26 protein-coding genes and 4 tRNA genes are annotated in these 24632 nt (G+C 70.1%); 24 read left to right on the top strand and 6 right to left on the bottom strand.

Annotation, left to right across the window (positions count from 1 at the left end; translation table 11 throughout):
- Nucleotides 1-241: 241 nt before the first annotated feature.
- The 10 genes from AC27LF_RS33380 to AC27LF_RS33335 all read left to right on the top strand — a co-directional run bounded on the left by AC27LF_RS33380 (nucleotide 242) and on the right by AC27LF_RS33335 (nucleotide 8251).
- Entirely contained in the window at nucleotides 242-589 is a 348-nt protein-coding gene (locus AC27LF_RS33380; RefSeq protein ID WP_479660029.1) for an RRQRL motif-containing zinc-binding protein, read from the top strand.
- A 2-nt stretch (nucleotides 590-591) separates the two neighbouring features.
- Complete coding sequence (locus AC27LF_RS33375) at nucleotides 592-909, top strand: hypothetical protein (RefSeq protein WP_479660030.1); 318 nt, start codon at nucleotides 592-594, stop codon at nucleotides 907-909.
- A 117-nt stretch (nucleotides 910-1026) separates the two neighbouring features.
- Nucleotides 1027-3153, top strand: a complete 2127-nt coding sequence (locus AC27LF_RS33370; protein ID WP_479660031.1) for an FtsK/SpoIIIE domain-containing protein — start codon at nucleotides 1027-1029, stop codon at nucleotides 3151-3153.
- 207 nt (nucleotides 3154-3360) lie between these two features.
- Entirely contained in the window at nucleotides 3361-3852 is a 492-nt protein-coding gene (locus tag AC27LF_RS33365; RefSeq protein ID WP_479660032.1) for a hypothetical protein, read from the top strand.
- Nucleotides 3853-3863: 11 nt separating this feature from the next.
- Entirely contained in the window at nucleotides 3864-4046 is a 183-nt protein-coding gene (locus AC27LF_RS33360) for a hypothetical protein (RefSeq protein ID WP_479660033.1), read from the top strand.
- A gap of 236 nt (nucleotides 4047-4282) precedes the next feature.
- Nucleotides 4283-5188, top strand: a complete 906-nt coding sequence (locus tag AC27LF_RS33355) for a bifunctional DNA primase/polymerase (protein WP_479660034.1) — start codon at nucleotides 4283-4285, stop codon at nucleotides 5186-5188.
- On the top strand, nucleotides 5185-5529 hold the full coding sequence (locus tag AC27LF_RS33350) for a hypothetical protein (protein WP_479660035.1): 345 nt from the start codon (nucleotides 5185-5187) through the stop codon (nucleotides 5527-5529). Before AC27LF_RS33355 ends, AC27LF_RS33350 begins: the two co-directional genes overlap by 4 nt.
- Nucleotides 5526-6671, top strand: coding sequence for a DUF3631 domain-containing protein (locus AC27LF_RS33345; RefSeq protein WP_479660036.1), 1146 nt, complete (start codon nucleotides 5526-5528; stop codon nucleotides 6669-6671). Before AC27LF_RS33350 ends, AC27LF_RS33345 begins: the two co-directional genes overlap by 4 nt.
- Nucleotides 6672-6851: 180 nt before the next feature.
- Complete coding sequence (locus AC27LF_RS33340) at nucleotides 6852-7049, top strand: helix-turn-helix domain-containing protein (RefSeq protein WP_479660037.1); 198 nt, start codon at nucleotides 6852-6854, stop codon at nucleotides 7047-7049.
- The gene (locus AC27LF_RS33335) at nucleotides 7049-8251 is read left to right on the top strand and encodes a site-specific integrase (protein WP_479660038.1); all 1203 of its coding nucleotides are present in this window, start codon (nucleotides 7049-7051) and stop codon (nucleotides 8249-8251) included. The genes AC27LF_RS33340 and AC27LF_RS33335 overlap by 1 nt, the downstream gene beginning before the upstream one ends.
- 92 nt (nucleotides 8252-8343) lie before the next feature.
- Here the strand turns inward: AC27LF_RS33335 and AC27LF_RS33330 are convergent.
- The 4 genes from AC27LF_RS33330 to AC27LF_RS33315 all read right to left on the bottom strand — a co-directional run bounded on the left by AC27LF_RS33330 (nucleotide 8344) and on the right by AC27LF_RS33315 (nucleotide 10354).
- Nucleotides 8344-8417 (bottom strand) — tRNA-Phe (locus tag AC27LF_RS33330).
- Between the two features lie 25 nt (nucleotides 8418-8442).
- Nucleotides 8443-8517 (bottom strand) — tRNA-Asp (locus AC27LF_RS33325).
- A gap of 37 nt (nucleotides 8518-8554) precedes the next feature.
- Nucleotides 8555-8627, bottom strand: a tRNA-Glu gene (locus tag AC27LF_RS33320).
- 80 nt (nucleotides 8628-8707) lie between these two features.
- A complete protein-coding gene (locus AC27LF_RS33315) occupies nucleotides 8708-10354 on the bottom strand; it encodes a metallophosphoesterase family protein (protein ID WP_479660039.1) in 1647 nt (548 codons plus the stop codon).
- A gap of 146 nt (nucleotides 10355-10500) precedes the next feature.
- Here AC27LF_RS33315 and AC27LF_RS33310 point away from each other — a divergent pair, with 146 nt between their 5' ends.
- The 6 genes from AC27LF_RS33310 to AC27LF_RS33285 all read left to right on the top strand — a co-directional run bounded on the left by AC27LF_RS33310 (nucleotide 10501) and on the right by AC27LF_RS33285 (nucleotide 18450).
- Complete coding sequence (locus tag AC27LF_RS33310) at nucleotides 10501-10851, top strand: metallopeptidase family protein (protein ID WP_479660040.1); 351 nt, start codon at nucleotides 10501-10503, stop codon at nucleotides 10849-10851.
- An 83-nt stretch (nucleotides 10852-10934) separates the two neighbouring features.
- Nucleotides 10935-11450, top strand: coding sequence for a hypothetical protein (locus AC27LF_RS33305; RefSeq protein ID WP_479660041.1), 516 nt, complete (start codon nucleotides 10935-10937; stop codon nucleotides 11448-11450).
- A gap of 276 nt (nucleotides 11451-11726) precedes the next feature.
- On the top strand, nucleotides 11727-13958 hold the full coding sequence (locus AC27LF_RS33300) for a DEAD/DEAH box helicase (protein WP_479660042.1): 2232 nt from the start codon (nucleotides 11727-11729) through the stop codon (nucleotides 13956-13958).
- A 235-nt stretch (nucleotides 13959-14193) separates the two neighbouring features.
- Nucleotides 14194-16314 carry an FG-GAP repeat domain-containing protein gene (locus AC27LF_RS33295; protein WP_479660043.1) on the top strand — a complete coding sequence of 707 codons (2121 nt, stop codon included), beginning with the start codon at nucleotides 14194-14196 and terminating at the stop codon, nucleotides 16312-16314.
- A gap of 231 nt (nucleotides 16315-16545) precedes the next feature.
- The gene (locus AC27LF_RS33290) at nucleotides 16546-18099 is read left to right on the top strand and encodes an amino acid permease (protein WP_479660044.1); all 1554 of its coding nucleotides are present in this window, start codon (nucleotides 16546-16548) and stop codon (nucleotides 18097-18099) included.
- A 278-nt stretch (nucleotides 18100-18377) separates the two neighbouring features.
- A tRNA-Lys gene (locus AC27LF_RS33285) sits at nucleotides 18378-18450 on the top strand.
- Nucleotides 18451-18514: 64 nt separating this feature from the next.
- Here the strand turns inward: AC27LF_RS33285 and AC27LF_RS33280 are convergent.
- Both AC27LF_RS33280 and AC27LF_RS33275 read right to left on the bottom strand, forming a co-directional pair.
- Nucleotides 18515-20098: a site-specific integrase gene (locus AC27LF_RS33280; RefSeq protein ID WP_479660045.1), complete on the bottom strand. Its 1584-nt coding sequence runs from the start codon at nucleotides 20096-20098 to the stop codon at nucleotides 18515-18517.
- A complete protein-coding gene (locus AC27LF_RS33275; protein ID WP_479660046.1) occupies nucleotides 20095-20739 on the bottom strand; it encodes a helix-turn-helix domain-containing protein in 645 nt (214 codons plus the stop codon). Before AC27LF_RS33275 ends, AC27LF_RS33280 begins: the two co-directional genes overlap by 4 nt.
- A 96-nt stretch (nucleotides 20740-20835) precedes the next feature.
- Between AC27LF_RS33275 and AC27LF_RS33270 the strand changes: the two genes are divergently transcribed.
- The 8 genes from AC27LF_RS33270 (at nucleotide 20836) to AC27LF_RS33235 (ending at nucleotide 24490) form a co-directional block, all read left to right on the top strand.
- Nucleotides 20836-21051 carry a helix-turn-helix transcriptional regulator gene (locus tag AC27LF_RS33270; RefSeq protein WP_479660047.1) on the top strand — a complete coding sequence of 72 codons (216 nt, stop codon included), beginning with the start codon at nucleotides 20836-20838 and terminating at the stop codon, nucleotides 21049-21051.
- The gene (locus tag AC27LF_RS33265; RefSeq protein ID WP_479660048.1) at nucleotides 21048-21374 is read left to right on the top strand and encodes a helix-turn-helix domain-containing protein; all 327 of its coding nucleotides are present in this window, start codon (nucleotides 21048-21050) and stop codon (nucleotides 21372-21374) included. The genes AC27LF_RS33270 and AC27LF_RS33265 overlap by 4 nt, the downstream gene beginning before the upstream one ends.
- A gap of 16 nt (nucleotides 21375-21390) precedes the next feature.
- Complete coding sequence (locus AC27LF_RS33260) at nucleotides 21391-22167, top strand: hypothetical protein (protein WP_479660049.1); 777 nt, start codon at nucleotides 21391-21393, stop codon at nucleotides 22165-22167.
- Nucleotides 22167-22865, top strand: coding sequence for a DUF6907 domain-containing protein (locus tag AC27LF_RS33255; RefSeq protein WP_479660050.1), 699 nt, complete (start codon nucleotides 22167-22169; stop codon nucleotides 22863-22865). Before AC27LF_RS33260 ends, AC27LF_RS33255 begins: the two co-directional genes overlap by 1 nt.
- Nucleotides 22862-23569, top strand: a complete 708-nt coding sequence (locus AC27LF_RS33250; RefSeq protein ID WP_479660051.1) for a hypothetical protein — start codon at nucleotides 22862-22864, stop codon at nucleotides 23567-23569. The genes AC27LF_RS33255 and AC27LF_RS33250 overlap by 4 nt, the downstream gene beginning before the upstream one ends.
- On the top strand, nucleotides 23566-23790 hold the full coding sequence (locus AC27LF_RS33245) for a hypothetical protein (RefSeq protein WP_479660052.1): 225 nt from the start codon (nucleotides 23566-23568) through the stop codon (nucleotides 23788-23790). The genes AC27LF_RS33250 and AC27LF_RS33245 overlap by 4 nt, the downstream gene beginning before the upstream one ends.
- Nucleotides 23791-23864: 74 nt before the next feature.
- The gene (locus AC27LF_RS33240; protein ID WP_479660053.1) at nucleotides 23865-24056 is read left to right on the top strand and encodes a hypothetical protein; all 192 of its coding nucleotides are present in this window, start codon (nucleotides 23865-23867) and stop codon (nucleotides 24054-24056) included.
- Entirely contained in the window at nucleotides 24053-24490 is a 438-nt protein-coding gene (locus AC27LF_RS33235; protein ID WP_479660054.1) for a hypothetical protein, read from the top strand. Before AC27LF_RS33240 ends, AC27LF_RS33235 begins: the two co-directional genes overlap by 4 nt.
- The last annotated feature ends 142 nt before the right edge of the window (nucleotides 24491-24632 follow it).

Below are 24632 nucleotides of genomic sequence, written 5' to 3'. Positions count from 1 at the left end.
ACACCGCAGGACCCATGCCGACCCGGACCGTGGACGCAACGGACAAGCCGCTCCCGACCGGGGTGGACAGCACCCCCGCGCCTGCGGAGCGACTGGATGCCGCCGCCGCCCGCGCAGCCATCGAGGCAGCATGGAAGAACGGTCTGACCATCCGTGAGGCAGCGGTCGCGGCCACTCGGTCCGCGTCCTACGTGGGCAGCGTCTACGCCCAGCTCGCCAAGGCGCGCGGCGCCGCCGCCTGATGGCCGCGCTACCGGTCTTCCGGTGGCACCTCGCACCGGACGGCTACGCCACCCGCCGGCAACTCCGGGCCCGCGGGCTGCGACCCGGCGGGCAAGAGGTGGCTGCGCAGCTTGAACGGCCGCGCCGCCGCCGGGGCCCGCTGGTCGCCTACCTGTACTGCATCGACGCTGCCAAGCCCGTGCGGCCGATGACGCCGGCGAAGTGGGCGGCTTTGGCCAAGGCGAATGCCGCCCGCCGCCTGTGCCCGCAGTGCGGGCGCGACGCGGGCTACGTCATCCCCCCGTCGCTCGGCACCTGCACCCCCTGTGCCTTCCCCGATCCCTGCGACCCCCTGAGGAGTCCCTGACCATGGGCAAGCCCGACACGCGTCGCCTGGACAAGGCGATCCGGGAGACCACACGCAAGCTCGAAGCGGTCCACAACCGGGAGATGTGGCCCCTGAACGGCCGCGAACGCCGTGCCGTCCTCGCCGCGTTGGCGGGCGGTTCGTACCGGATCGTCAAGGGCCGCAGCACCGGCAGTGCGGAACAGCGGATCGATGCGGCATGGAGTGCTGCCCAGACCCGGCTGACGGCCGAGATCACCGCGTTGCAGACCGAGCGGGCCCGGATCGTGACCGAGAACGCCAAGGCCAAGGCCGCGAAAAAGTCGTCCGGCTGGTGGTGAGCACCGCCCACCGGCTGTCGTACCGCCCCTGACCCCGCCCGTGCCGATGCCGGGCGGGGTCTGCCATCCCCTCTCGCAGCTTCCCGCCCCTGTCGGGGCAGAAGGAGTCTTCCCGCTATGAGCGGCACTGTCGTTCACCTGCACAAGAACACCGATCCCCCGGCCGGCGCCAACGCGCCGACCGTCCTCACCGTCGTCCCCGCCCCGACGCCGGCGCCGGTCGTGCCGTTGTGGGTCCGCTCCGGGCGTGCGCTGAAGACCGCTCTCACCCATGAGGCAACCCGGACCGGGGCCCGCGTGGTCGCCCGGCACACCCTGTACGTGGCCGGTGGGGCGCGGATCGTGGCCAAGCGCACGTGGGACGGGCGGACCGCCGCCCGCTACGAGCGCATGCTGCGGGCCGCTGAAGCCGCCGGGAACCACGAGGCGGCTGCGGAGTGGGAGGAGCGCGGGCAGCGCTACCGCGAGGCACGCCACCGGCGCCGCATGGAGCTGCTGCACTCCCCGCTGGATGCCGCCAAGGGCGCGGCCGTCAGCGCCGGTATGGGTATCGGCGGGCTGGTCCTGCTCGGTATCGCCATGGCGATAGCCACCAAGGACGCCACCGAAGTCGTCACCCCGCTGATGGCGGTCATCAAGTTCATCAACCTGATGATCACGATTGTCCAGGTGGTGTGGGGACCGGCCCTTGCTGTCGGCCCGTTCCTCGCCCTGCTCGCCCTCTGGTCGGTCGGCAGTAAGCAGCAAGCAGCCCCCCAGTGGGCGCTGCCCGCCAACGCCCGGACGGGCGAGGGGGAGCCCATCACCCCGTCCATCGTGGTCAAGGCCCTGCGCGACCTGGGGGTTCCCGCCCTGGCGCGAGCCATCAAGGAGATGGGCGACGCCGGCGCGAGCATGCTCGGGCCGATCCGGATTGCCGGATGCGGTGTGGAAGTCGACGTCACCCTGCCGTCCGGGGTCGCGACGAACGAGGTGCAGCAGCGTCGGCGCAAGCTCGCTGAGAACCTGACCCGGCATGAGCACGAGGTGTTCATCACGATCCCGCAGGCGGCCCGCACGGTGAGGCTGTGGATCGCCGACTCGGGGGCGCTGGATGAGCCGATCGGCCCGTCTCCGCTGGTCACGGACGACACGATGACCGCGAACTACAAGACCGGCAAGGCCCCGTGGGGTCAGGACCTGCGCGGCGACGCAGCAGCCCTGAGCCTGTATCAGCGCCACCTGCTCGTCACCGGCCTGTCGAACCAGGGCAAGACCGCCTCCCTGCGGGCACTGGCCCTGTGGCTGGCACTGGACCGGTCGGTGCAGTTCTGGATCGCCGACCTGAAGGGCATCGGCGACTGGGCCATGTTCGACGGCATCGCACAGGTACTGATCGAGGGCCCCTCGGACGACCACGTCATCCAGGCAACCGAGATGGTCGAGGACGCGGTGGAGGAGATGAACCGGCGGATCGAGACGCGCCGGATGGACCCGAATGCCGTCTTCCCGCCGCTCATCGTCCTGGTGGATGAGGCGCAACTGGCGTTCATGTGCCCGGTCGTCGGCGACGACAAGCGGCCCTACGGCGGATCCAAGGCCACCTCCCGGTACTTCATGGCTGTCCGCAAGATTCACAACCAGGGCCGTGCGGTGGATGTGCTGATGTGGCAGGGCACGCAGGACCCCACCGACCAGAACCTTCCCAAGCTGGTCCGGGAGGGTGCCCACACCCGCGCGTCGCTGGTGCTGGGCACGGAGTCACAGGCCCGGATGGCGCTGGGGGACAAGGCCGTGGACGGCGGCGCCGCGCCGCACCTGCTGCGTCAGGGGCTGGACAAGGGAACCCTCGTGGTCGCCTCGGACGGCATCGCCATCCCGCAGGGACAGGCGTCCATCACGGTCCGCACCCACTTCATCGATGACGAGCCGGCCGCTGAGATCGCCGACCGGGCCAAGTCCCTGCGCGACGGCGTGACCACCCTGCAAGTCATCGACCACAGCGAGGAACGCGATCCGCTCGCCGATGTGGCCGCCGTCCTCGGTGACGCGCCGAGGATGCGGACCAACGAGGTACTGAAGCGGCTGCACGCGCTGGACGCCACGGCGTACGGAGACGAGTGGACCAACGACCGGCTGAAGCGGCTCTTGGAGGAGCACGGCGAGGAACCGAAGAAGTCCCACGGGGTCATGGTCATCCACCGCGATCACGTCCTGCGCGCCCTCGCCAACCGCGACAGCGACGATTCCGCTTCCGCCGTCTGACCGCGGGGAGGCAAGCCGTCCCGCACCGGGGAGGCGGGGAGAACTCCCCAACCGCCTCCCCTCCCCGCCTCCCCCACGTTGATCAGCGAAAACACTGTTTCGGGGAGGCGGGGAGGCACCCCAGCTCAGGCCCCTGAAACCCCCTCCACAGCCCACCCGGCAGGGGGTGTCCCTGCCTCCCCAACCGCGTACCGGAAGGGATTCCGCATGTCCCCCGAGCACACCCCCGCAACCGTCCGCCCGGACACCGGGATGAGCGACGACGAAGCCGCAGTCGAGGCCCGGCGGATCATCGCCGACGCCTACCGGCCCGCGCCCGAGACCCCGACCGCGCACCGCGACGACAGCCCGGTGCCCGCCTACGGCAGCGCCCCGCCCGTCGCTCAGCCGGGCCGCCCGCCGATGAGCCAGGGCGCCACCGACGCGAGCGTGCTCATGCTCGCCGGCGGCGCCACCACCGCCATGATCGGCGGCACCGCGTCCGTGCTCATGTACGTGTCCCAGTTCGCCGACCCGATCGTCTGCGCGATCGTCTTCGGCGCCCCGACCGCCCTCGTGCTCGCCCTCGCCCGGCTCACCAAACGCGCCAAGCCCGCCCCGGACGTCCACCACCACTACGAGGGACCCGTCTACCAGGACCACCGCAACGTCCACAGCCGGACGACCGGCGTGTGGGCCAAGACCAACAACCAGCAGTGACGGAGAGCCCTGTGAAGCGCACCTACCGCTGGACCGCCACGGTCAGCGACGGCAAGCACCACGACGGCGAAGCCGCCGGAACCGTCCGCGCCCGCTCCGAGGCCGAAGCCCGCCAGGCAATCGCCGAGTGGGTTCGCCAGGACGGTGCCCGCAAGAACCGCACCTGGACCGCCATCCACATCGAACTCAGCTAGGACGCCACAACCGTGGACAACGACGACATGGCTTGCGGCGAGGGGCACTGCATCTGTTACTGCCCTGGCAGCCACGCCTGCGGCTGCGACTGCTGGCGCTGCGACGAGTGCAGGCAGACCAGCGAGCACTGCACCTGCCCCGTTCAGTAACACGCCAAGGGCAGCCCCCATCCCGCCAAGAACACGGGGCCGCCCTTGTCATCCAGCACGCTTACACCGAACTGGAGACATCCAGCATGACCCATGACGCCCGTTCCGCGCTGCTGTCCGCAGCGCTGGATGCCGCAGAACGCGGCTGGCACGTCTTCCCCTTACGCCCCGGAGGAAAGCCTCCCGCGCTGCACGGGGAGAAGTCCTGCCCCCGCACCGGTGAATGCGCCGGCGGGCACCGCAAGTGGGAGCAGCGGGCCACCACGGACCCCGACCGTATCCGCGCCGCCTGGTCACGGGCCCCGTTCAACGTCGGCATCGCGTGCGGCCCCTCCGGGCTGCTCGTGGTCGACCTGGACACGCCCGAGCACAAGGGCAGTTCGGACGCGCCTTGCGGCGCGACAACCTTTCGAGCGCTCTGCGAGCGCGCCGGACAGACCGTCCCCACCACCTACCGGGTGCGGACCGCGAGCGGTGGACAGCACCTGTACTTCACCGCCCCCGACGGGGTGCGGCTGTCCAACACCGCGGGGACCGTGGCGGATGCGGTCGACACCCGCGCGTGGGGCGGTTACGTCGTCGCCGCGGGCAGTATCACTCCCGCCGGACGGTACGAGGCTCTGTGCGGCCCTGAGACCGCCTCTCTGCCCGTCTGGCTGCAAACCATCCTGCAACCCGCCCCCAAGCCGTCTCAGGCGCCCTCAACGGCCACCGTGGGGCAATCCCGCCGATATGCGGATGTAGCGCTCGCCAACGAGGCACGGAACGTCGCTTCGGCTCAAGTCGGCGAGCGGGAAGCGAAGTTGTTCCGGGCCGCGCGCGCTCTGGGACGGTTCGTCGCGTGGGGCGACCTCCCCCGGCACGTGGTCGAACAGGCTCTTCAGGAGGGGGGCGAGGCGGCCGGACTGTCCGCGTCCGAGTGCCGCTCCACCCTCCGCAGCGCCCTCAACTGGTCCATCGCACACAACCAGCGCAGGCGAGGGGCGGCATGAACCCCCGCTCCCTCCCCCCTCTGAAGAGCATCACCACCACCCCGCCCCGGCCGCGCGCCGCCCGATCGGCCGCGCCCCGCCCGGCCGTGGGCGAGCCGACAGGCGCCGCCCGCAAGGGCGTCCGTACTGCTCTTGGTTCTGACCCGCAGACGGTCACCGTCACCGGCATCACCCCGGGACTTCAGATCCGGTGCGCGGGCGTGCCGGTCGCGGACTGGCTGTGTGCCTGCGGGCACCACGAACGCGCCCGGGGCCGCGCCGCAGTCATCGAACTGCAAGCACGCGTACGGGTCGGCACCTGCCCGCACGCCACCACCACGGAAGGAAGGGCCGCCGCATGACCCCCACCATCGACGGGGCCGCGCTGCTCAACGAGGTGGAAGCCTTCCACCGCCGGTTCAACGTCTTCCCGACCGAAGCCGCCTACGTCGCTGTGACCCTGTGGGACGCGCATGCCCACCTGCTCGACTGCTTCGACTCCACACCGCGTCTGGCGTTCCTGTCCCCGGAGCCGGGGTCGGGGAAGTCGCGGGCGCTGGAGATCGTAGAGACGCTGGTCCCGCAGCCCATGACGGCCGTGAACGCGTCCGCCGCCGCCCTGTTCCGGTCGGTGTCCGGGGCGAACGGTCGGCCGACGATCCTGTTCGATGAGATTGACACGATCTTCGGCCCCAAGGCGGGGGACAACGAGGAACTGCGCGGCTTCCTGAATGCCGGGCACCGCCGTACCGGGGTCACCTACCGGTGCATCGGCGACGGAGGCAACCAGACCGTGCAAGCCTTCCCGTCGTACTGCGCGGTCGCGGTCGCCGGACTCGGCTCGCTGCCGGACACGATCATGACCCGATCGGTCGTCATCCGCATGCGCCGACGGGCCCGCAACGAGCGTGTGGAAGCCTTCCGGGCCCGCGTCCACGAAGCGGAAGGGCACGCGCTGCGTGACCGGCTGGCCCAATGGGCGGAAGGTGCCCGGGGATTCGTCATGGGGGCGTGGCCGGACATGCCCGAAGGAGTCACCGACCGGCCGGCGGACGTGTGGGAACCCCTGCTCGCCATCGCCGACGCAGCCGGCGGGGATTGGCCCGACCGGGCCCGCGAAGCGTGCGTTGCGCTGGTGACCGCGTCCAAGGTCAACGACAAAGGCAGCTTGGGCGTGCGGCTGCTGACCGATCTGCGGGACCACGTCATGGTCGGCATCGACCGCTTGCCCACGGTCGCGATTCTGGACCGGCTCAACGCCATGGACGACGCCCCGTGGGCGGACCTGCACGGCAAGCCGCTCGACAACCGGCGCCTGTCCCGGATGCTCGCGGAGTACATGACGGCCGACAACGAGCCCATCGCCTCCCGCAACATCAAGACCGCCGGGAGCGTCCTCAAGGGCTACTACAGCGCCGATCTGTGGGACGCGTGGGCCCGCTACTGCCCCCCACCCCCGGAAAGTCCGCTACCTCCGCTACCCGGCACCGAAAACGCGGCCTGACCAGCAACAACGCGGTAGCGGCAACCGGCCCTGGTTGCCGCTACCGCGCCGCTACCCATCCGCTACCGCTACCCCTTCCCGCTACCTCGAACAGGCCCCTGACCTGCGAGGTAGCGGCGGTAGCGGAAGTAGCGGCCCTCAGAGGGACCCCCGAAGGACTGCCCCCAGAGGAGTCACCGCATGAGCACCGCTCTGCCCACCACCCACCAGGCACTGACGGTCCCCGAGGTCATGGAGGCTCTGCGCCTCAGCCGCTTCAAGGTCTACGACCTCATCCGCTCGAACCAGCTCCAAAGCATCAAGATCGGTAGGTCCCGCAGGGTCCCCGCCGATGCACTCCACACCTTCATGCAGAACCAGTTGAGGGAGGCCGCCTGATGGCGAAGCGCGCCAATGGCGAAGGCAGCATCACCAAGCGCAAAGACGGGACGTTCCACGGTCGTGTGTACGTGACGACCACCAGTGGCATCCGCAAGCGGGTCTCGGTCTACGGCAAGACCCGCGATGAGGTACGGGGGAAGATCACCGAACTTCAGGCGCAGGAGAACCGGGGCATTCCGGTACCGGACACGAACATGAACTTGGAGGACTACCTGACCTACTGGCTCGCCATGGTGGTCAAGGTCCACCGGCGTCCGAAGACGTACCAGGGCTACGAGAGCGTGGCACGTGTTCACCTCGTGCCCGGACTGGGCCGGAAGAAGATCCGTACCCTTCGGGCGGCCGAGGTCCGTACGTGGCTCGCTCGCGTCGCCTCCGAGTGCCAATGCTGCAAGCACGGGTGGGACAAGGAACGGCCCGAGCCAGAGTGCTGCGAGGCAGGTGATTGCTGCAAGACCCTGTTGTCCCGCCGCATGGTGCAGTCGGTACACGCAGTCCTGCGGAACGCGCTGCAGAATGCCGTCCGAGAGGAACTGATCGTGCGGAACGTCGCCCAGCTCGTACAGGTCCCCACACCCTCGTACGACACGGGAAAGGGGCTGAGCGTCGCTGAGGCCCGCCTGCTGCTCCGTGAATCCGCCGACGACCGGTTGCACGCGCTGTACGTGCTCGCGCTGGTTCTGGGGATGCGTCGGGGTGAGTTGCTGGGACTCCGATGGGACGCGGTGAACCTGGACCGCGAGACGCTGACCGTGGAACGTGCTCTCCAGCGTGTCAGCGGGGAGCTGCGACTGGTCAAGCCCAAGACCACGGCATCGGTCCGCACCGTCCCGCTCCCGCCGATCGTCGTGAAAGCACTCACAGAGCACCGCGAGTGCCAGGCGCAGGAACGAGCGGCGGCCGGCATGGAGTGGAAGGAACAGGGACTGATCTTCACATCCCGCATCGGCACCCCGCTTGAGCCGGACAACCTACGTCGGAGCTGGTACCCGCTCCGGAAGCGGCTCGGGCTGGAGATCAGGTTCCATGACCTCCGTCACTCGGCCGTCTCGCTCCTGCTCGACCTGGGGGTGCCGCCGCACATCGTCCGGCAGATCGTCGGCCACAGCGATATCGGCGTGACCATGAAGGTCTACGCTCACGCGTCGCTGGACGAACAGCGGAAGGCGCTCCGGAAGCTGGGCGACACTCTCTCCTGAGACCCGTTGGCGTACGGGTTGGCGTAACCGGCATGAAAACGGCCCCGCCGAATGATCTTCGGTGGGGCCGCGTGCCCTGGTAGGGGCGGTTGTGGCTGGGGCCGGGGTCGAACCGGCGACCTTCCGCTTTTCAGGCGGACGCTCGTACCAGCTGAGCTACCCAGCCATCAAGACCTCTGACGAGGTCTTCGCGGTCCTGACGGGATTTGAACCCGCGGCCTCCACCTTGACAGGGTGGCGAGCACTCCAAACTGCTCCACAGGACCTTGCGTTGTGTGCATCAGTGTCGCACACGGTGTTGCGTGCCCCCAACGGGATTCGAACCCGTGCTACCGCCTTGAAAGGGCGGCGTCCTAGGCCGCTAGACGATGAGGGCTATCGGCCCGCCTGGGCGCTTCTCAGCGCGTCGGGGACGTGAGAAGCATATGGGATGGCGGGGAGTATCGCCAAAACGGTTTACGAGCCGGACGGGGCGGGGGTCCGTCCGGGTGTCTTCGGTGCCGTGGTGGACGGGCTCGCGCCCGGCAGGTTCTCCTCCGGGAGGTGGCGGCTGACCTCGGCGGTCGTCAGTCCGAGGCCGCCCAGTTCGATCTCGTCCCAGGCCTGGAGGCGCCGGCTGTCCCGGTCGAAGTAGAGGATCGATGCCTGGATCGGGTCCGGGTAGCGGCCCTCCACGGCGCGCAGTCCGCTGCCGCCGGTCGATCCCTCGACGCGCAGCCGGGTGCCGTACTTCATGACCTCCGTCTGCTCGTGGTGCAGATGGCCGGCGAGCACGAGGGGCACCTCGCCGTCCGTCTCCCGGGCCGCCGACGGCTCGTGGGCGATCGCCACGTCCACCGGCGTCCCGGTGGCCCGCTGGTCGCGCAGTGCCGAGGCCAGCCGGTCCCCGGCCAGTTGCTCGGCCCGGTCGCCGCCGGGCGCGGCCGAGCGGTCGGGCGTGAACTGCGGGTCGCCGATGCCGGCGAACCGCAGGCCGGCCACGGTCCGCGCCCGGCCGTCGTCCAGGACGTGCACGTTCTTCAGGCGCTCCAGGTAGCGCTGGGTCACGCGGGAGTCGTGGTTGCCGCGCACCCAGACGTAGGGCACGCCCAGGTTGGCGATCGGGTCCAGGAAGCCGTTTTCGGCCGCCGTGCCGTGGTCCATGGTGTCGCCGGAGTCGACGATCACGTTCACCTTGTACTGCTCCACCAGCGAGGCGATGATCTTCCAGCTCGCGGGGTTGAGGTGGATGTCGGAGACGTGCAGGACGCGCAGGGTGGTGGGGTCCGGCTGGTAGGCCGGGAGCGTGGAGGTGACGTCGTACAGTTTGGTCACGTTCGTCACCAGGCGGGCCAATTCCTTCTGGTAGACGTCGAATTCGGTGACGATGCTGCGGGCGTTGCCGACCAGGGAGGGCGCGGAGGAGAGCAGGCCGGAGAACTTCGGTTCCAGGACGGACTTGGGATTCCAGGTGGCGTACGCCGTCACGCCGGAGGCGGCGAGAAGGGTCAGGGCGAGGCCGCCGGCGGCGAGGGCGCGGCGCGGGCGGCGGTAGACGGCGAGGCCCAGCGCACCGGCGCCGGCGACGACGGCGACGCAGGAGCGCACGGCCAGGTCGAGGGTGCCGTGCTCGACGTCCCGGGAGACCTCGTCCTGGAGGCCGGACAGCCGCTCGGGGTGGTCGACGAGGGCCTGGGAGCGCAGCGGGTCCAGTTGGTCGACGTTCACGTCCAGGCGGACGGGCGCGACATGGCTGTCGAGAGCCAGCGCGCCCAGCGGGGAGACGTTGATCTTCGTGCCGCCGGTGAGCGAGGGGCGCAGGGTCATCGTCGTGTTCATGGGTCCGACGGGGGCCCGTACGTTGCCGACGACCAGCAGTCCCAGCCAGGCGCCGACCAGGACGACCGCCGTCAGGCCGAGGGCTTGGGCCCAGGGGTGCGACCGGTCGGCGAGTTCGAGCGCGGGCAGGGCGCGGGACCGCTTCGGGCCGCGGTTCGCTTTCCGGCCGCGGTTCGCCGTGCGGGCGAGGCGGTGGGGCAGGCCGGCGACGCGTTGCGCTGCGGCGGTGAGCCGGCCGGGCACGGCGGCGAGCCGGTTCGTCACGGAGGCGATGTGCTTCGGCATGGGAATGGGGTGCTTCGGCATGGGGACGATGCGTTTCGGCAGCGGGACGCGGGCGCGGACCATTGGTCCCGTATGCCCAGGCGCGGAAGCGGATATGCGGCGGTCCGCGGCGCTCGTGCGGCCGTCCCGTACCGGACAATGGCCCTGTGCTGGAGATGACGCGCGAGGAGTTCGAGGAACTGGTCGCTGAGGCGCTGGACCGGATTCCGCCCGAGCTGACACGGCTGATGGACAACGTCGCGGTGTTCGTCGAGGACGAGCCGCCTGCCGCAGAGCCGGATCTGCTCGGCCTGTACGAGGGGACTCCGCTGACGGATCGCGGTGAGTGGTACGCGGGCGTGCTGCCGGACCGGATCACGATCTACCGGGGGCCGACGCTGCGGATGTGCGAGACGCGGGAGGACGTGGTCGCGGAGACCGAGGTGACCGTGGTGCATGAAATCGCCCACCATTTCGGGATCGACGACGCCCGGCTGCACGCGCTCGGCTACGGCTGACGGGTCCGGCGCGTGTCCTCTTGCGGGCGGCGGGAGTTGGGCAGGTCGACTTCTTGGCCCGCCCGTCGTCGGAGGTGGCTCCCGTGCGCCCCTTGTCCGTACCCGCCCGTCTCGCCGCCGCGGTGCTGGCCGTCGCCGCTGCCGCCGGCTGCGTGAACGTCGGCGACGACGCCGGCCGGGCCGGGCCTTCGCGGTCCGCCGCGCAGCAGGGCGGCAAGGCGCCCGACGGCGGCTCGGCGGTGTCCGGCGTCGATGCCGGTGGCCAGGGCGGGCAGGGCGGTGACGGCAAGCGCGGGCGCGGTGGGAAGGGGACGTCGGAGGAGTCGGCGTCCGCGTCGGCCACGCCGTCAGGCCGGGGCAGCGCGTCCGCGACACCGGCCGGGACCGGGCGGAGCGAGAAGCCGCGTGATCCGGCGACGACCGGGGCGCAGCCGCCCGACCCGCACACGGACGAGCCGACGCCCCCGCCGCCGCCTCCCGAGCCGCCCGCCTCGCCGCCCGCGCAGCCGACCGCGGAGCCGTCCTCGTCGGCGCACGAGGAGCCGGGCCCGCAACTGGTGCAGCGCGAGCCGGCCCCGATGGCGGGCGCACCGGCCTGAGCGCTCCGCTCAAGGTGCCGCGATGTGCCGCCGGCCGTCCGCGGCACCGTGGCGGCCGACCGCGCGGTTCCGGGGTTCCGGGTTCGGTTTGCATTGGGGGGTGGTGGGTGCGTATGGTGGTAGATCGTTTGATCCCATTTGCCCGGCGCCATCGCAGAGCGCGCCGTGTGGCGCGTTCTCTCCTTTGCCGTGGCTGACCGCATTGAGGCGGTCGTATTGCGCACCACGGAGTTGACGGGCGCGTGCCGACGAGACTCCGGAAGGTTTCGCATTCGCATGTCCGTGTCCAGCACCGACCACGTCGTCGTGTCCGAGCACACCGAGCACACCGAGCCCACCGAGCCCACCGAGCACAACGAGAATCCCGAGCACCCCGAGAACACCGAGGCCGTCGAGGACGCCCGGGCCGACGTGGCCACCGAGGTCACCGAGACCGCTGACAGCCCTCAGATCACCTTCGCCGACCTCGGCCTGCCCGAGGGCGTCGTGCGCAAGCTCGCGCAGAACGGCGTGACCGTGCCGTTCCCGATCCAGGCCGCGACCATCCCGGACGCCCTGGCCGGCAAGGACATCCTCGGCCGTGGCCGCACCGGCTCCGGCAAGACGCTCTCCTTCGGCCTGCCCACGCTGGCCACGCTGGCGGGCGGCCACACCGAGAAGAAGCGTCCGCGCGCCGTCATCCTCACCCCGACCCGTGAGCTGGCCATGCAGGTCGCCGACGCGCTCCAGCCGTACGGCGACGTCCTCGGCCTGAAGATGAAGGTCGTCTGCGGCGGCACGTCCATGGGCAACCAGATCTACGCCCTGGAGCGGGGCGTCGACATCCTCGTGGCCACCCCGGGCCGGCTGCGCGACATCATCAACCGCGGCGCCTGCTCCCTGGACGACGTGCGGATCGCCGTACTCGACGAGGCCGACCAGATGTCCGACCTGGGCTTCCTGCCCGAGGTCACCGAACTGCTCGACCAGGTGCCGGCGGGCGGCCAGCGGATGCTGTTCTCCGCGACCATGGAGAACGAGATCAAGACCCTCGTCGACCGCTACCTCTCCTCGCCCGTCTCGCACGAGGTGGACGCGGCCCAGGGCGCGGTCACGACGATGTCCCACCACATCCTCATCGTGAAGCCCAAGGACAAGGCGCCGGTCACCGCGGCCATCGCCTCCCGCAAGGGCCGCACCATCATCTTCGTCCGCACCCAGCTGGGCGCCGACCGCGTCGCCGAGCAGCTGCGCGACGCGGGTGTGAAGGCCGACGCGCTGCACGGCGGCATGACCCAGGGCGCCCGCACCCGGACGCTGGCCGACTTCAAGGACGGATACGTCAACGTCCTGGTCGCCACCGACGTCGCCGCCCGCGGCATCCACGTCGACGGCATCGACCTGGTGCTGAACGTCGACCCGGCGGGCGACCACAAGGACTATCTGCACCGGGCCGGCCGTACCGCCCGCGCGGGCCGCACCGGCACGGTCGTCTCCCTGTCGCTGCCGCACCAGCGGCGCCAGATCTTCCGCCTGATGGAGGACGCGGGCGTCGACGCCGCGCGCCACATCATCCAGGGCGCCGGCACCTTCGACCCGGAGGTCGCCGAGATCACCGGCGCCCGCTCGATGACCGAGGTCCAGGCCGAGTCCGCAGGCAACGCCGCCCAGCAGGCCGAGCGCGAGGTCGCCCAGCTCACCAAGCAGCTGGAGCGTGCCCAGCGCCGCGCGGCCGAGCTGCGCGAGGAGGCCGACCGGCTGGTCGCGAGGGTCGCCCGTGAGCGCGGCGAGGACCCGGTGGCCGCGGTGGCCGAGGCCCAGGCGTCGGCGGCCGAGGCGACGACCGGGGTGTCCGTGCCGGAGCAGCCGACGGCGCAGGACGTGGAACGGCCGGAGCGGGCCGAGCGCGCGGAGCGCGGTGAGCGGACGTCGGCGCCGGGCGGGTACGAGCGTCGCGACCGGCGCGATGAGCGGGGCGAGCGCCCCGGGTTCAACCGCGACCGTGACCGGGACCGCGACCGGGATCGCGACCGGGACCGGGACCGTGGCTTCGAGCGGCGTGAGGACCGGGGCGGTTTCCGCCGCGATGACCGTCGTCCGTTCGACCGTGAGCGTTCCTTCGACCGGGATCGTGACCGGGACCGGGACCGGGGCGGGCGTTCGTTCGAGCGGCGTGACGACCGCGGTGGCTTCCGCCGGGACGACCGTGGCGGGCGTTCCTTCGAGCGGCGTGAGGACCGGGGCGGTTTCCGCCGTGACGACCGTCGTCCGTTCGACCGGGATCGTGACCGGGACCGTGAGCGTGGTGGGCGTTCGTTCGAGCGGCGTGACGACCGCGGCGGCTTCCGCCGGGACGACCGGACCGGGCACCGCGGCAGCGACCGTCCGTTCAACCGGGACCGCCAGACCGACCGCCCCGGCTTCCGCGCCGGCGGCCACGACCGTCCGTACGGCCGCCGTGACGACCACCGCGGCTCCGGCTCCTTCGGCCGCCGCGAGGACAAGCCCCGCTGGAAGCGCAACGGCTGACGCCGAGTGAGATGGGGAAGGGCCCGTACGACTCCGGTCGTACGGGCCCTTCCGGCGTTTTTACGGGAGCGGGCGGCGCAGGTCCGGTCCCGCCGGTTGCCGGCAGGTCCTCGATTGCCCACCCGAACCCTTGGCCCGGCTGTACCATCCTCAGGTTCGCGTGGGGGAGTGGGCCGAGGGGGTTTCACCGGGTCCCGCCGCCGCGCCTCTCATCACATCCCTGGGGAGGGACCCTATGACCCGGCGTGCCCGGATCGTATGCGCACTCGTCGGCCTGGCCGCCCTCGGCGCCGGCCCGCTGACCGCCGCGGGCCCGGCCGCCGCGGACACCACGACCACGCCGATCAGCACGGACGGCGTGTGGGGCATCGACTACGCCGGCGGTTTCCTGTCCACCGTGGAGAACACCCCGAGCGGTTCCCAGTGGGTGATCGGCCGGCAGCTCTCCGCGGACGGCGCCACGGTGCTGAACAAGACCAGCCGCGGCTTCGCGGGGGTGTTCGCGGAGGGCTCCCATGTGCAGCGGGTGCCGTGCGACGCCGGCCCGCAGGGCTGTGTGCCGATGCGTTCGTTCGGCAACACCTACGTCGGCCGGTTCATGGACGACGGCACCGGCAGGCAGACGGCAGAGATCTTCCTGACGACGAACTCGCTGAGCGGCAACGAAGAGCCCACCGTCACCGGTGGCCGCTTCGTCGACGCCACCGGTCGCTACTACGTCTACCAGGCGTCCTCGACCGGCAAGCAGTACGTCGACGCCGTGCACCCCTACCGCAGCGAGGACGTACGGCTGACCCGGCCCGTCACGGCCGCCGCCGTGTGGGGTGCGGCCCTGTGGACGCCGGGCCCCGGCAACGGGGTCGTCACGGCCTACGACCTGGAGGCGAAGAAGACCGTCGCGACCGTCTCCACCGGCGCCCCCTGCACGGTCAAGGAGCTTCAGGTCATCGGCCGCTGGATCTACTGGAACTGCGGGCCGACGGGCGCCGCCGGCGTGTACGACCGCACGGCCAAGAAGAACATCACGGTGCCCGCAGGACCCGCGCTGGTCGGCGACGGTTACCTCGTCCGGCACGACCGGGCCGCGGGCGCCCTGATGCTGACGGACTACCACTCGGGCAGGGCCGCCGCCCCGCGGGCGATCGCCGACCTGCCGGCCGGGAACATCGCCGACCAGCGGCGGCTGACCTGGACGGTGGACAAGTTCGGCGGGGACATCGCCTACGTCGGCCCGGACAAGGCGATCCGGATCGTGCAGAGCGGGGTGCCGACCCAGCCCCTCGCGAAGATCGAGTCGGACGTGGACGGCGACGCGGTGGACGTGAAGGGCCGCGTCGCCGTCGATCGCTGGGACAGCTACTGGCAGTTGAACAAGCCCGCGCGGTGGACCTTCACCGTGAAGGACGCCCGGGGGCGCACCGAGCGCACCATCACGGGCCGGGGCGCCCATGTCGAGGTCGAATGGGACCTGAAGTCGGGCTCGGGCGCCTATCTCACCAACGGCCCCAAGACCTGGAGCCTGACGGCCGCCGCCGAGGACGGCGGCGGCACGTACACCACGGGCGGTCCGCTGGGGTACAACGGCGGTCTCCCGGGCTTCCACGACCAGGGGTACTACAACTACGGCGAACTCGTCACGCTCAACTCGGCCGGCGCGCTGACCCTCCACTACACCCTTGGCAAGGGCAGGTTCGACTTCAAGAAGACCGGCTCGGGCTGGCCGGCGGGGACGGTGGCGGTGCCGTTCGGGGACATGGGCACGGACCGTTGTGCCGAGCTGCTGGTCCGGATGCCGAACGGCGAACTGCGGCGCTACGCGGGCCGCTGCGGCGAGCCGTACACCCCGTCGCACAGCCACACCTCCCTGGGCACGGGCTGGAACGCCTACAACGTCCTCACCGCTCCCGGCGACCTGACCGGTGACGGCCGTACCGACCTGCTGGCGCGGAAGGCGTCGACCGGGGACGTCTACCTGTTCGCCAATGACGGCGCGGGGAAGCTCAAGAAGGGCGTCAAGTTCCGCACCTGGTCGGCCTACCGGAAGATCATCGGCGCGGGTGACCTGAACGGTGACGGCTTCGGGGACGTGCTGGCGCTCGACAAGGCCGGGACGCTGTGGCGTTACGACGGCACCGGGGCCGGCCAGGTGAAGGAGCGGGTGAAGGTCTTCTCGGGCTGGGGGGCCTCGTACAACGCGGTCGTCGGGGTCGGGGACATCACAGGTGACGGCAAGAACGACCTGGTCATGCGGGACACCGCGGGCAATCTGTACCGGCAGACCGGCACGGGCAAGGGGTCGTTCGCCGCGCGGGTGCGCATCGCGACCGGCTGGCAGTCCTACAAGGGGCTCTTCTGAGCCGCGGAGTCTTGGGCTGACGGGACTGAGGTCTGAGGTCCGGAGTTTGTGGGGCTGCTGGGACTGAGGGCTGGGTCCCGGAGCCCGGGGCTGACGGGGCTGAGGGCTGAGAGCCCTGGCCCCGGCCTCCGTGCCTCCGTGTCCGGCCGGGGTGGCGCGTTCACCCGGACCGCCGCTTTCCGGTCACCGTGTGACGCATGTCATACCCTCGGCGAGGGAATCGCTGGGGACATGACAGATGAGGCGATCGCGGGCCGGCCGTCGGACGAGGAACGGCTTGCCCAGCTCGGCTACACCCAGGTCCTCGCCCGCCGGATGTCGGCGTTCTCCAACTACGCCGTCTCCTTCACGATCATCTCCGTCCTGTCCGGCTGTCTGACGCTCTACCTCTTCGGGATGAACACCGGCGGCCCCGCGGTGATCACCTGGGGCTGGGTGGCGGTCGGTCTGATGACGCTGTTCGTGGGCCTGTCGATGGCGGAGATCTGCTCGGCGTACCCGACGTCGGCCGGCCTGTACTTCTGGGCGCACCGCCTGGCCCCGCCGCGTTCGGCCGCCGCCTGGGCCTGGTTCACGGGCTGGTTCAACGTGCTGGGCCAGGTCGCGGTGACGGCGGGCATCGACTTCGGCGCCGCCTCCTTCCTCGGCGCCTATCTGAACCTCCAGTTCGACTTCCAGGTCACCCCCGGCCGCACCATCCTGCTGTTCGCGGCGATCCTGCTGCTGCACGGCCTGCTGAACACCTTCGGCGTGCGCATCGTCGCCTTCCTGAACGGCGTCAGCGTGTGGTGGCACGTGCTGGGCGTCGGCCTGATCGTCGGCGCGCTGGCCTTCGTACCCGACCGGCACCGCTCGGCGTCCTTCGTGTTCACCGAGTTCGTGAACAACACGGGCTGGGGCAGCGGCGGGTACGTGGTGCTGATCGGCCTGCTGATGGCGCAGTACACCTTCACCGGCTACGACGCCTCCGCCCATATGACGGAGGAGACCCACGACGCGTCGACGGCCGGCCCCAAGGGCATCGTCCGCTCCATCTGGACGTCCTGGGCGGCCGGTTTCGTCCTCCTCCTCGGCTTCACCTTCGCGATCCAGTCGTACGACGGTGCGCTGAACTCGCCGACGGGGGCACCGCCCGCCCAGATCCTCCTGGACGCGCTCGGCGCGACCGCCGGCAAGCTGCTGCTGCTCGTGGTGATCGGCGCGCAGCTGTTCTGCGGGATGGCGTCGGTGACCGCCAACAGCCGCATGATCTACGCCTTCTCACGCGACGGCGCGCTGCCCTTTTCGCGGGTCTGGCACACCGTGAGCCCGCGCACCCGCACCCCCGTGGCGGCCGTCTGGCTGGCGGCGGCGGGTGCGCTCGTCCTCGGGCTGCCCTACCTGATCAACGAGACCGCGTACGCGGCCGTGACCTCGATCGCCGTGATCGGCCTCTACATCGCGTACGTCGTGCCGACGCTGCTGCGGGTCCGCAAGGGCGCGGCGTTCGAGCGGGGGCCGTGGCATCTGGGCCGCTGGTCGCAGCCGATCGGGATCGTCGCGGTGGGGTGGGTCGGCGTGATCACGATCCTCTTCATGCTGCCCCAGGTCTCCCCGGTCACCTGGGAGACCTTCAACTACGCCCCGATCGCCGTCCTGGTCGTCCTGGGCTCCGCCGCGACGTGGTGGCTGACCTCGGCCCACCACTGGTTCCTCAACCCCACCCACCCCAAGAACCAGCGGCCCCCCGCCCCCTCCCCACTCCCACCCGAGGACTCCGTGCCGGATACACCGGGAAACCTCTGAGGAGACCTGGCCACCGATGCGATGGGGGACTGCGGGGGGCCTGTGCTGATGGGCCTGAGGGCTGCGGGGGTTCCGGGGGCGATGGGTCGGGAACCCCTGAGGGACGCGCCGATCGAGGCGTCTGGGGCTTGCAGGGGGGGTGGGGCTGATGCGCTTGGCCCGGTCCTGCCACGCGAGCCGGATTCGGCCGTTCTGTACCCCCGACGCGGCCGTGTCCCCGATACCCGATCGGCGACACGGCCTCGTCCGGCTATGCTCGGGGAGGCAACATCGCCCCTGGGCCCTTAGCTCAATTGGCAGAGCAGTGGACTTTTAATCCATTGGTTGTGGGTTCGAGTCCCACAGGGCCTACGAGAGTTCAGTGTCTGAACCGATATCTGAACAGGCGATACGGCCCCTGACCGGCCAGCTCCGGTCAGGGGCTCTCGTCTCTATCGGGCTCGTGCGTGAGCGGTGCGTGAGCGGTGGTGCCGCCGGCAGACTTCCGGGCGCGGGGGACGACGGCCGCCGCCTTCTCCGTCAACTCCTCCTCGTACTCCCGGAAGAGCGTCATGTAGGTGTCCGACGTCAGGGTGATCGTCGAGTGCCGCAGCTTTACCTTCGCGTCGTGCAGGTCTCCGCCGGCCGCCTTTATCAGGGCGGCAGCGCCGTGACGTAGATCACGAAGGTTGATCGGGGGTAGATCCTCGTCGGCGACGATCGCCCGGAACGTCTCCGACAGAACCTCCGGATGCAGCCAGCTGCCGTCCTCCGACGTGAAGACTTTGCCGGTCTCCGTCCACGGCAGGCCCTTCTCCAGCCGCTCGGCGCGCTCCGCCAACTGCCGTTCACGGTGGGCCTGGAGGACCGCCACCGTGCCGCTGTCGAGGTGCACGGTGTCCATGGACCCGTCCGTCTTCGGCGCGCCCTCCACGGGCGTCCAGCCGTCCACCGTGATGCCCTTGGCGACCAGCAGCACCTTGCCCTGGAAGGAGACGTTCTCCCAGTCCTGACCGACCGCCTCGTTGCGCCGCAGCCCGTGATACGCGATCAGGTGGAAAGCCGCGTACAGCCGGTCGCTCTCGGCGGCGTCCAGGAAGTGCCCGAGCTGCGCGGGCGTCCACACCATGACGGGGGAAGGCTTCTCGCCCGTCTCCCGCCAACGGGCAACCCGCTCGTCTGTCCACAGCAGGCCGGGCGGGCGCTTCGCCGGCGTCAGTTCGACGAACGCGGCCGGGTTGAAGGTGATGTACTCGCGGCCGATCGCGAAGTTCAGGGCGGTCCGTAGCGTCCTTCGGATGGCCTGTTTGCTGGCCGGTCCTGTGATACGCCGATACGGCGGCATCTCGGCGAGCTTGGCCCGCTCAGCGGCCAGGTGCTCGCGCTCTTTGGCCGGCGGCCGTCCGCCCTTCGCCCATCGGCACCGGGCTTCCTGGTCACGGCGGGCCTGGTTCTCTGCGGAGACCACCTCGTTGGCCTCGTCGATGCCGTCGAACATCTGCTGGACATGCCCGACGCCGAGGCGGTCCAGACGGTAGTCGGCGAGCGCCGGGCGGATGTGGCAGCGCACGTGCGACTCGTAGCCGTTGACCGTCGTCTTCTTGCGGGCCTTGCGCTTCACGTCCAGCCACTCATCGAGCAGGTCGCCGACGGTCATCGTCGCCGTCAGCTTCTGCCCGCGGACCAGGCGCCGGCGCGTCTCCTGCAGGTCGGGCAGGGGCGCCTTCTTGTTCTTGCTGACGTCCTCCAGCAGGTCGCCGATGAGAGTCAGGGCTTCGGTGTCGTCGCCGTCAGCAAGGTCGAGGAGCGCACGCACCTTGTCGAGGGCTTCCTGGGCGTCCTTGGCGGTGCCGTAGCCGGACCGGGAGAACGAGCGGCGGGTGCCGTCCGCGCGGGGCGGCAGCTCCTGGCGAACGGCCCACACGCCGTGCCGCTTGCTCGACAGCTTCGGGCAGGACTTGCCCAGCACCTTGCCGTTCCCGTCCCGGCAATAGCAGCGACGGTACGTCGAACCCTTCAATTCGAATCACCTCCGGGATCATTTTCTCTCGGCTCCTCTACCGCCACGAAACCCGCACCTCTCTTTCGTGGCCGATGTCGCTTTCCTGTCTTTTCTTCGAGCTCTCGCCACTGATGCAGTTGGGAAGAGTAATGGTGGTACTTATCCGCCGCTCTCGCTAGTCTTTCACGGGCAGAGCGAAGGGCAAGCTGAGCAGCTGCGGCGTCTCGTTCGGCTCTCCTCAGCTCCTCCCGTGTGTGGTGGACATGCAGCTCGGCTTGGTCCTCGGCTTCTTTGAGTCGCACGAGCTCCAGACTCAGCGTCTTGACTTCTCTCTCAAGGGCGTCCGTGTCGCGGGAAATCTGATTTCGCTCCCACGAGGGGTCACCATAAACAGCCGAGAGCATTTCTTGGATGGTTGACCCTAGCGCTTGCGCCAGGATCTCGGCTTCTGATAGCCGGAGTGATCGCTGGCCGGATTCCAGCTTGGCGATCGTCTGCTGATACATGCGACCGCCTAGGGCGGCCACGCGCTCGGATAGGTCCAACTGGGACAAGTTGAGGAGCGTCCGGCGGCGCTTCACCTGGGCGATGAATGCCTCCTCCGCATGCAGATGCTCCGACATCCCGTCGCCCTCGCCAACGCTTCCAACGTCTTCCATGCACAACACGCTACATCTTGATGTTGTTGTTGCGATACACCGCCACCGTGTACATACTGAGGGTGTTCAACGCCAACACCGTGAGGGGGTTGAGCGGTGTCTGAGCTGCTCACTTCTGAGGCGCACGAGTACCTGACCACGAAGGATGTGGCCACCAGGTACCGAACCGCGCCAAGCACCGTCCGCTACTGGCGGCACATCGGCTACGGGCCCAAGGGCATCAAGGTCGGTCGCCGCATCCTCTACTCGCCCGCCGAGATCCAGCGCTTCGAGAAGGAACTCGCCGATCGCGGGGCCAAGGGATCCGCATGACGGGCCAGGCTCTGACCATCGCCGCGATCCTCGACCTGCCTGCCGTCGTCCCCCTGTGGCCGACTGTCGGTCAGGCTCTGGGGCTCGCCGAGTCCACCACTTACCAGCTCGCGGCCGAGGGCCGCCTACCCATCGAGTCGATCCGGTTGGGACGCCGACGCGTCGTCCGGACCATCGACCTCCACCGCTTCCTCGGGCTCATCCCGCAGGAGAACGGCGCCGCCCCCGCGTACCAGGCGGGGACGTCTGCCGGAAACGACGAAGCGGCCCGGGTACCAGCCGGGCCGCCTCTGTCGAGCAAGTCCGCTCCCACCAGCAAGTAAGAAACGAGACAGCTCTATGCCACAGATTCGCACGTCGGCGGCCCTGCCGTCGACTCCGACTGACCAGCGCGTCCCTGCCGCGCCCGCCTTGACCTCCCCGTTCGACGCGATCCGCCGGGTCCGCCCGGACGGCTCCGAGTACTGGGACGGCCGGGAACTCATGCCGCTCCTTGGCTACAGCAAGTGGGCCAACTTCACCGAGGCCGTTGACCAGGCCCGCGGTGTGATCGCCGCTCAGCAGGGCGAGATGACCGCTCAGGTTGAGGTTGCCGCTACCAGCAAGATCACAAAGAACGTCCGCGGACAGAACCGCTCAGTCCCCACGTTCGAGATGTCGCGGAACGCCTGCTATCTGACCGCGATGCGCGGTGACTCCCGCAAGGAAGAGATCCGGGCGGCACTCCTGTACTTCGCGGCCAGGACCCGCGAGGCGGAACTGGCCGCACAGGAGTCTGCCCGTCCGAGGACGGGTGCGGAACTCGTCCTTCAGATGGCGCAGGAACTCGTCGCCCAGGAACAGCGCCTCGCCGCTGTCGAGCAGGCCCAGGCCGTGACCGCCGCGAAGGTGGAGGCGATCGAGGGCCGGTACGACTGGTTCACCGCTCTCGGCTACGCCAAGCTGCACGGTCACGACACCGAGCACGTGTACCTCCAGCGGATCGGCAAGCGTGCGTCGGCGATTCTCCGTGCGCGGGGTGTGGAGCCGCAGCGCCGGCAGGACGCGACCTACGGCACGGTCGGGGTGTACCCGACGGACGTGCTGGAGCGCGTGTTCGCGGAGGTGGCCCGGTGATGGCCGCCACGGCAACCCGGCACACGAACGGCGTCGTGCCTGAACAGCGCATCACTGCGTTCACCCACGCCGAGGTCATGACCGACCCGGACACCGGCGAGAAGATGCTCGTCGCCGCCGCTGACGAGAACCTGGGCGACCTCCAGGAGGTCACTCCGGCTCAGCTGCTGGCCAAGGTCGCCGAGCAGCGCAAGCAGCTTGACCACATCGAAGCCCTCGCCAACGGCCACGCGGCCAGCGGCGCCCAGCTCCTCAACGAGGATCCCCCGCGGACGTGGACCTTCACCAACAAGGTGACCGGCGTGCCCACCACGGTCACCTGCATGCCGGGCTGCACGCTCGACCACCAGCGCGCCAGCGCCACTCCGACCCACCCGCACGACATCTACTGCCAGGCCCCGGGCACCAGCATGGAGCTGCCCCTGTTCGGGCCCCTGTGCGAGTCGAACCAGCCGGAAGAGTTCCAGATCTTCTCCTGGCAGATCACCGTCCACCCGTTCGACCCTGACGTGTCCAAGCGTCTGCCGTGCGCGGACCTGGAGGTCGTGGACGAGCACTGGATTGACGCGCTCGACCCCGACTCGTTCGAGTCCGTCATCAACCGGTTGCAGCGGCAGGTCGACCAGCTGCGCGCCGCGCACGCCCTGCTCGTCAACACCCGCGCCGACTACCGGGAGCGCTCGGGGGTGCAGGCATGACGACCAGCATGCACACTGCCGTGCCCGCCCAGCGGGCGAACAGCGTCAACGTCCTGATCAGCCCGAACAACGGCAGCCCCCGCCCCTTCGAGGTGTGGCCCAGCGCAGGCGCCCCCGTCTACACCCACGAGGCGTACTACAACCCGGCACGCATCACCCGCGCCGCCGCCGAGAACCAGGTGCGCGCGCACCTCGCCAAGCAGGACGTGCACGTGAACCGGTTCCTTGACGGGGATGACGCCGACGTCGCCGCTGCCAGGGACATCAAGGAGCGCATGCTCGCTCAGTGGGAAGAGTTCCGGCAGCTCAACCGGGCCAACGGCACCGCCACCCCCGCGACCGAGAAGTTCATGGACGAGGTGGCCCTGCTCATCTCCGTCGCCCCCGACCCGCAGGCCGCCCTCGACCAGATCATCGACATCCTCGCGCGGGACCGCGTGAAGGCCGAAGGATGCCGGATCTACGCCTGGTGCATCGAGACCGGCCCGCACTACGACCACGTCAGCGCCGACATGAAGATCCTCGACCCGAAGGGTGAGGAGGTGGTCGACGCTCGGCTCCTGCACCTGTCCGAGTCCACGCCCACCGTGTGCATCGGGCCGGGGGACTTCACGCCCGAGCAGGCCCGCGCGGCCGCCGGAACGTTCCGCCAGTTCGCCGACACCATCGAGCGGATGGCCGGCCTCGCCGAGGGCCGCTCGTGAGCGCGCCGGTCAACGCCGCGGCGCCGGTGTCCACCGTCGTAGACACCGGGCGCCCGGCCCGCGCCGACCGTCCCGTCCGCTTCGACGACCCCGAGCGTAACCGGGCGTACTGGGCGCGCATCGACCGCATCGTTGACGCCGCGCCGCCCTTCACCGACGAACAGCGCGCGGCCATCCGCGCCGCGTTCCACCAGCCCACCGCGCGGGAGGCGGCAGCGTGATGGAGCCGATCCGGACCAACATCAGTGAGTCTCAGAGGCCCGTGCCCGACGGCCCCCGCTCTGACCGCGAGCACATGGACCAGCCGACCACCGGGAAGTGGGCGTCCCTGGCCGCCCACACCCCCACTGACGCTGCGTTCCACGTCGCCCTCGACGCGATCGAAGCCACCGTGAAGGCCGCCAAGGCCGCCAACGACAGCGAGGGCATCCGGCTCGCCCTGCACACCGCGGTCGACATGTTCACGGACGGGGGGATGGACCTGTGACCAAGCAACGCCCCGGCCAGTGGCCCACCGACAGCCGACGCCCTCTCAAGCCGGTACCGGCCAGCGGTGACGGGCATCCGCCGCAGCCGACCCGTATCGAGGTTCCTGTGCCGGACGTCCGGCTTGTCGTCACCGTCGATCTCACCGGCCGCTACGACAGCCAGGACGAGGTGTCCCGCGCGCTGTACGAGCAGACCATCCGGGCGAGCGACTGCCACACGGCGATCGTCCGGCTCGGTGAGGACGCCATCCGCCGGCACCTCGAACTCCCCCGCGCCATCGCCGGTGCGTTCTTCCTCTCGGCGAAGCGCATCGAGGTCCACGTTCCTTCCGGGACCAGGTACGCGTACTTCGCGCTGCGGGTGAAGAGCCAGCTCGCGCAGATCTGCGCGGACCACGAGCAGATGGTCAACCAGATGCGGTCCCCGGGCTGATCTGGGTGGTACGGCGGGCCCGCGTACCCCGCGCGGGCTCGCCGCCTCTCCGTCTCCCCCGTCGGCCACGCACGAAAAGAGCCACCGTTGATCAACATGGGCCCGACGGCCGTGCCGGACGCTAGCGGACGGGTCAACCTGC

It is taken from the genome of Streptomyces diversicolor, from assembly GCF_057537855.1.
Note: the sequence above shows the minus strand (reverse complement) of the source record. Positions and strands in the feature narration are given on the sequence as shown.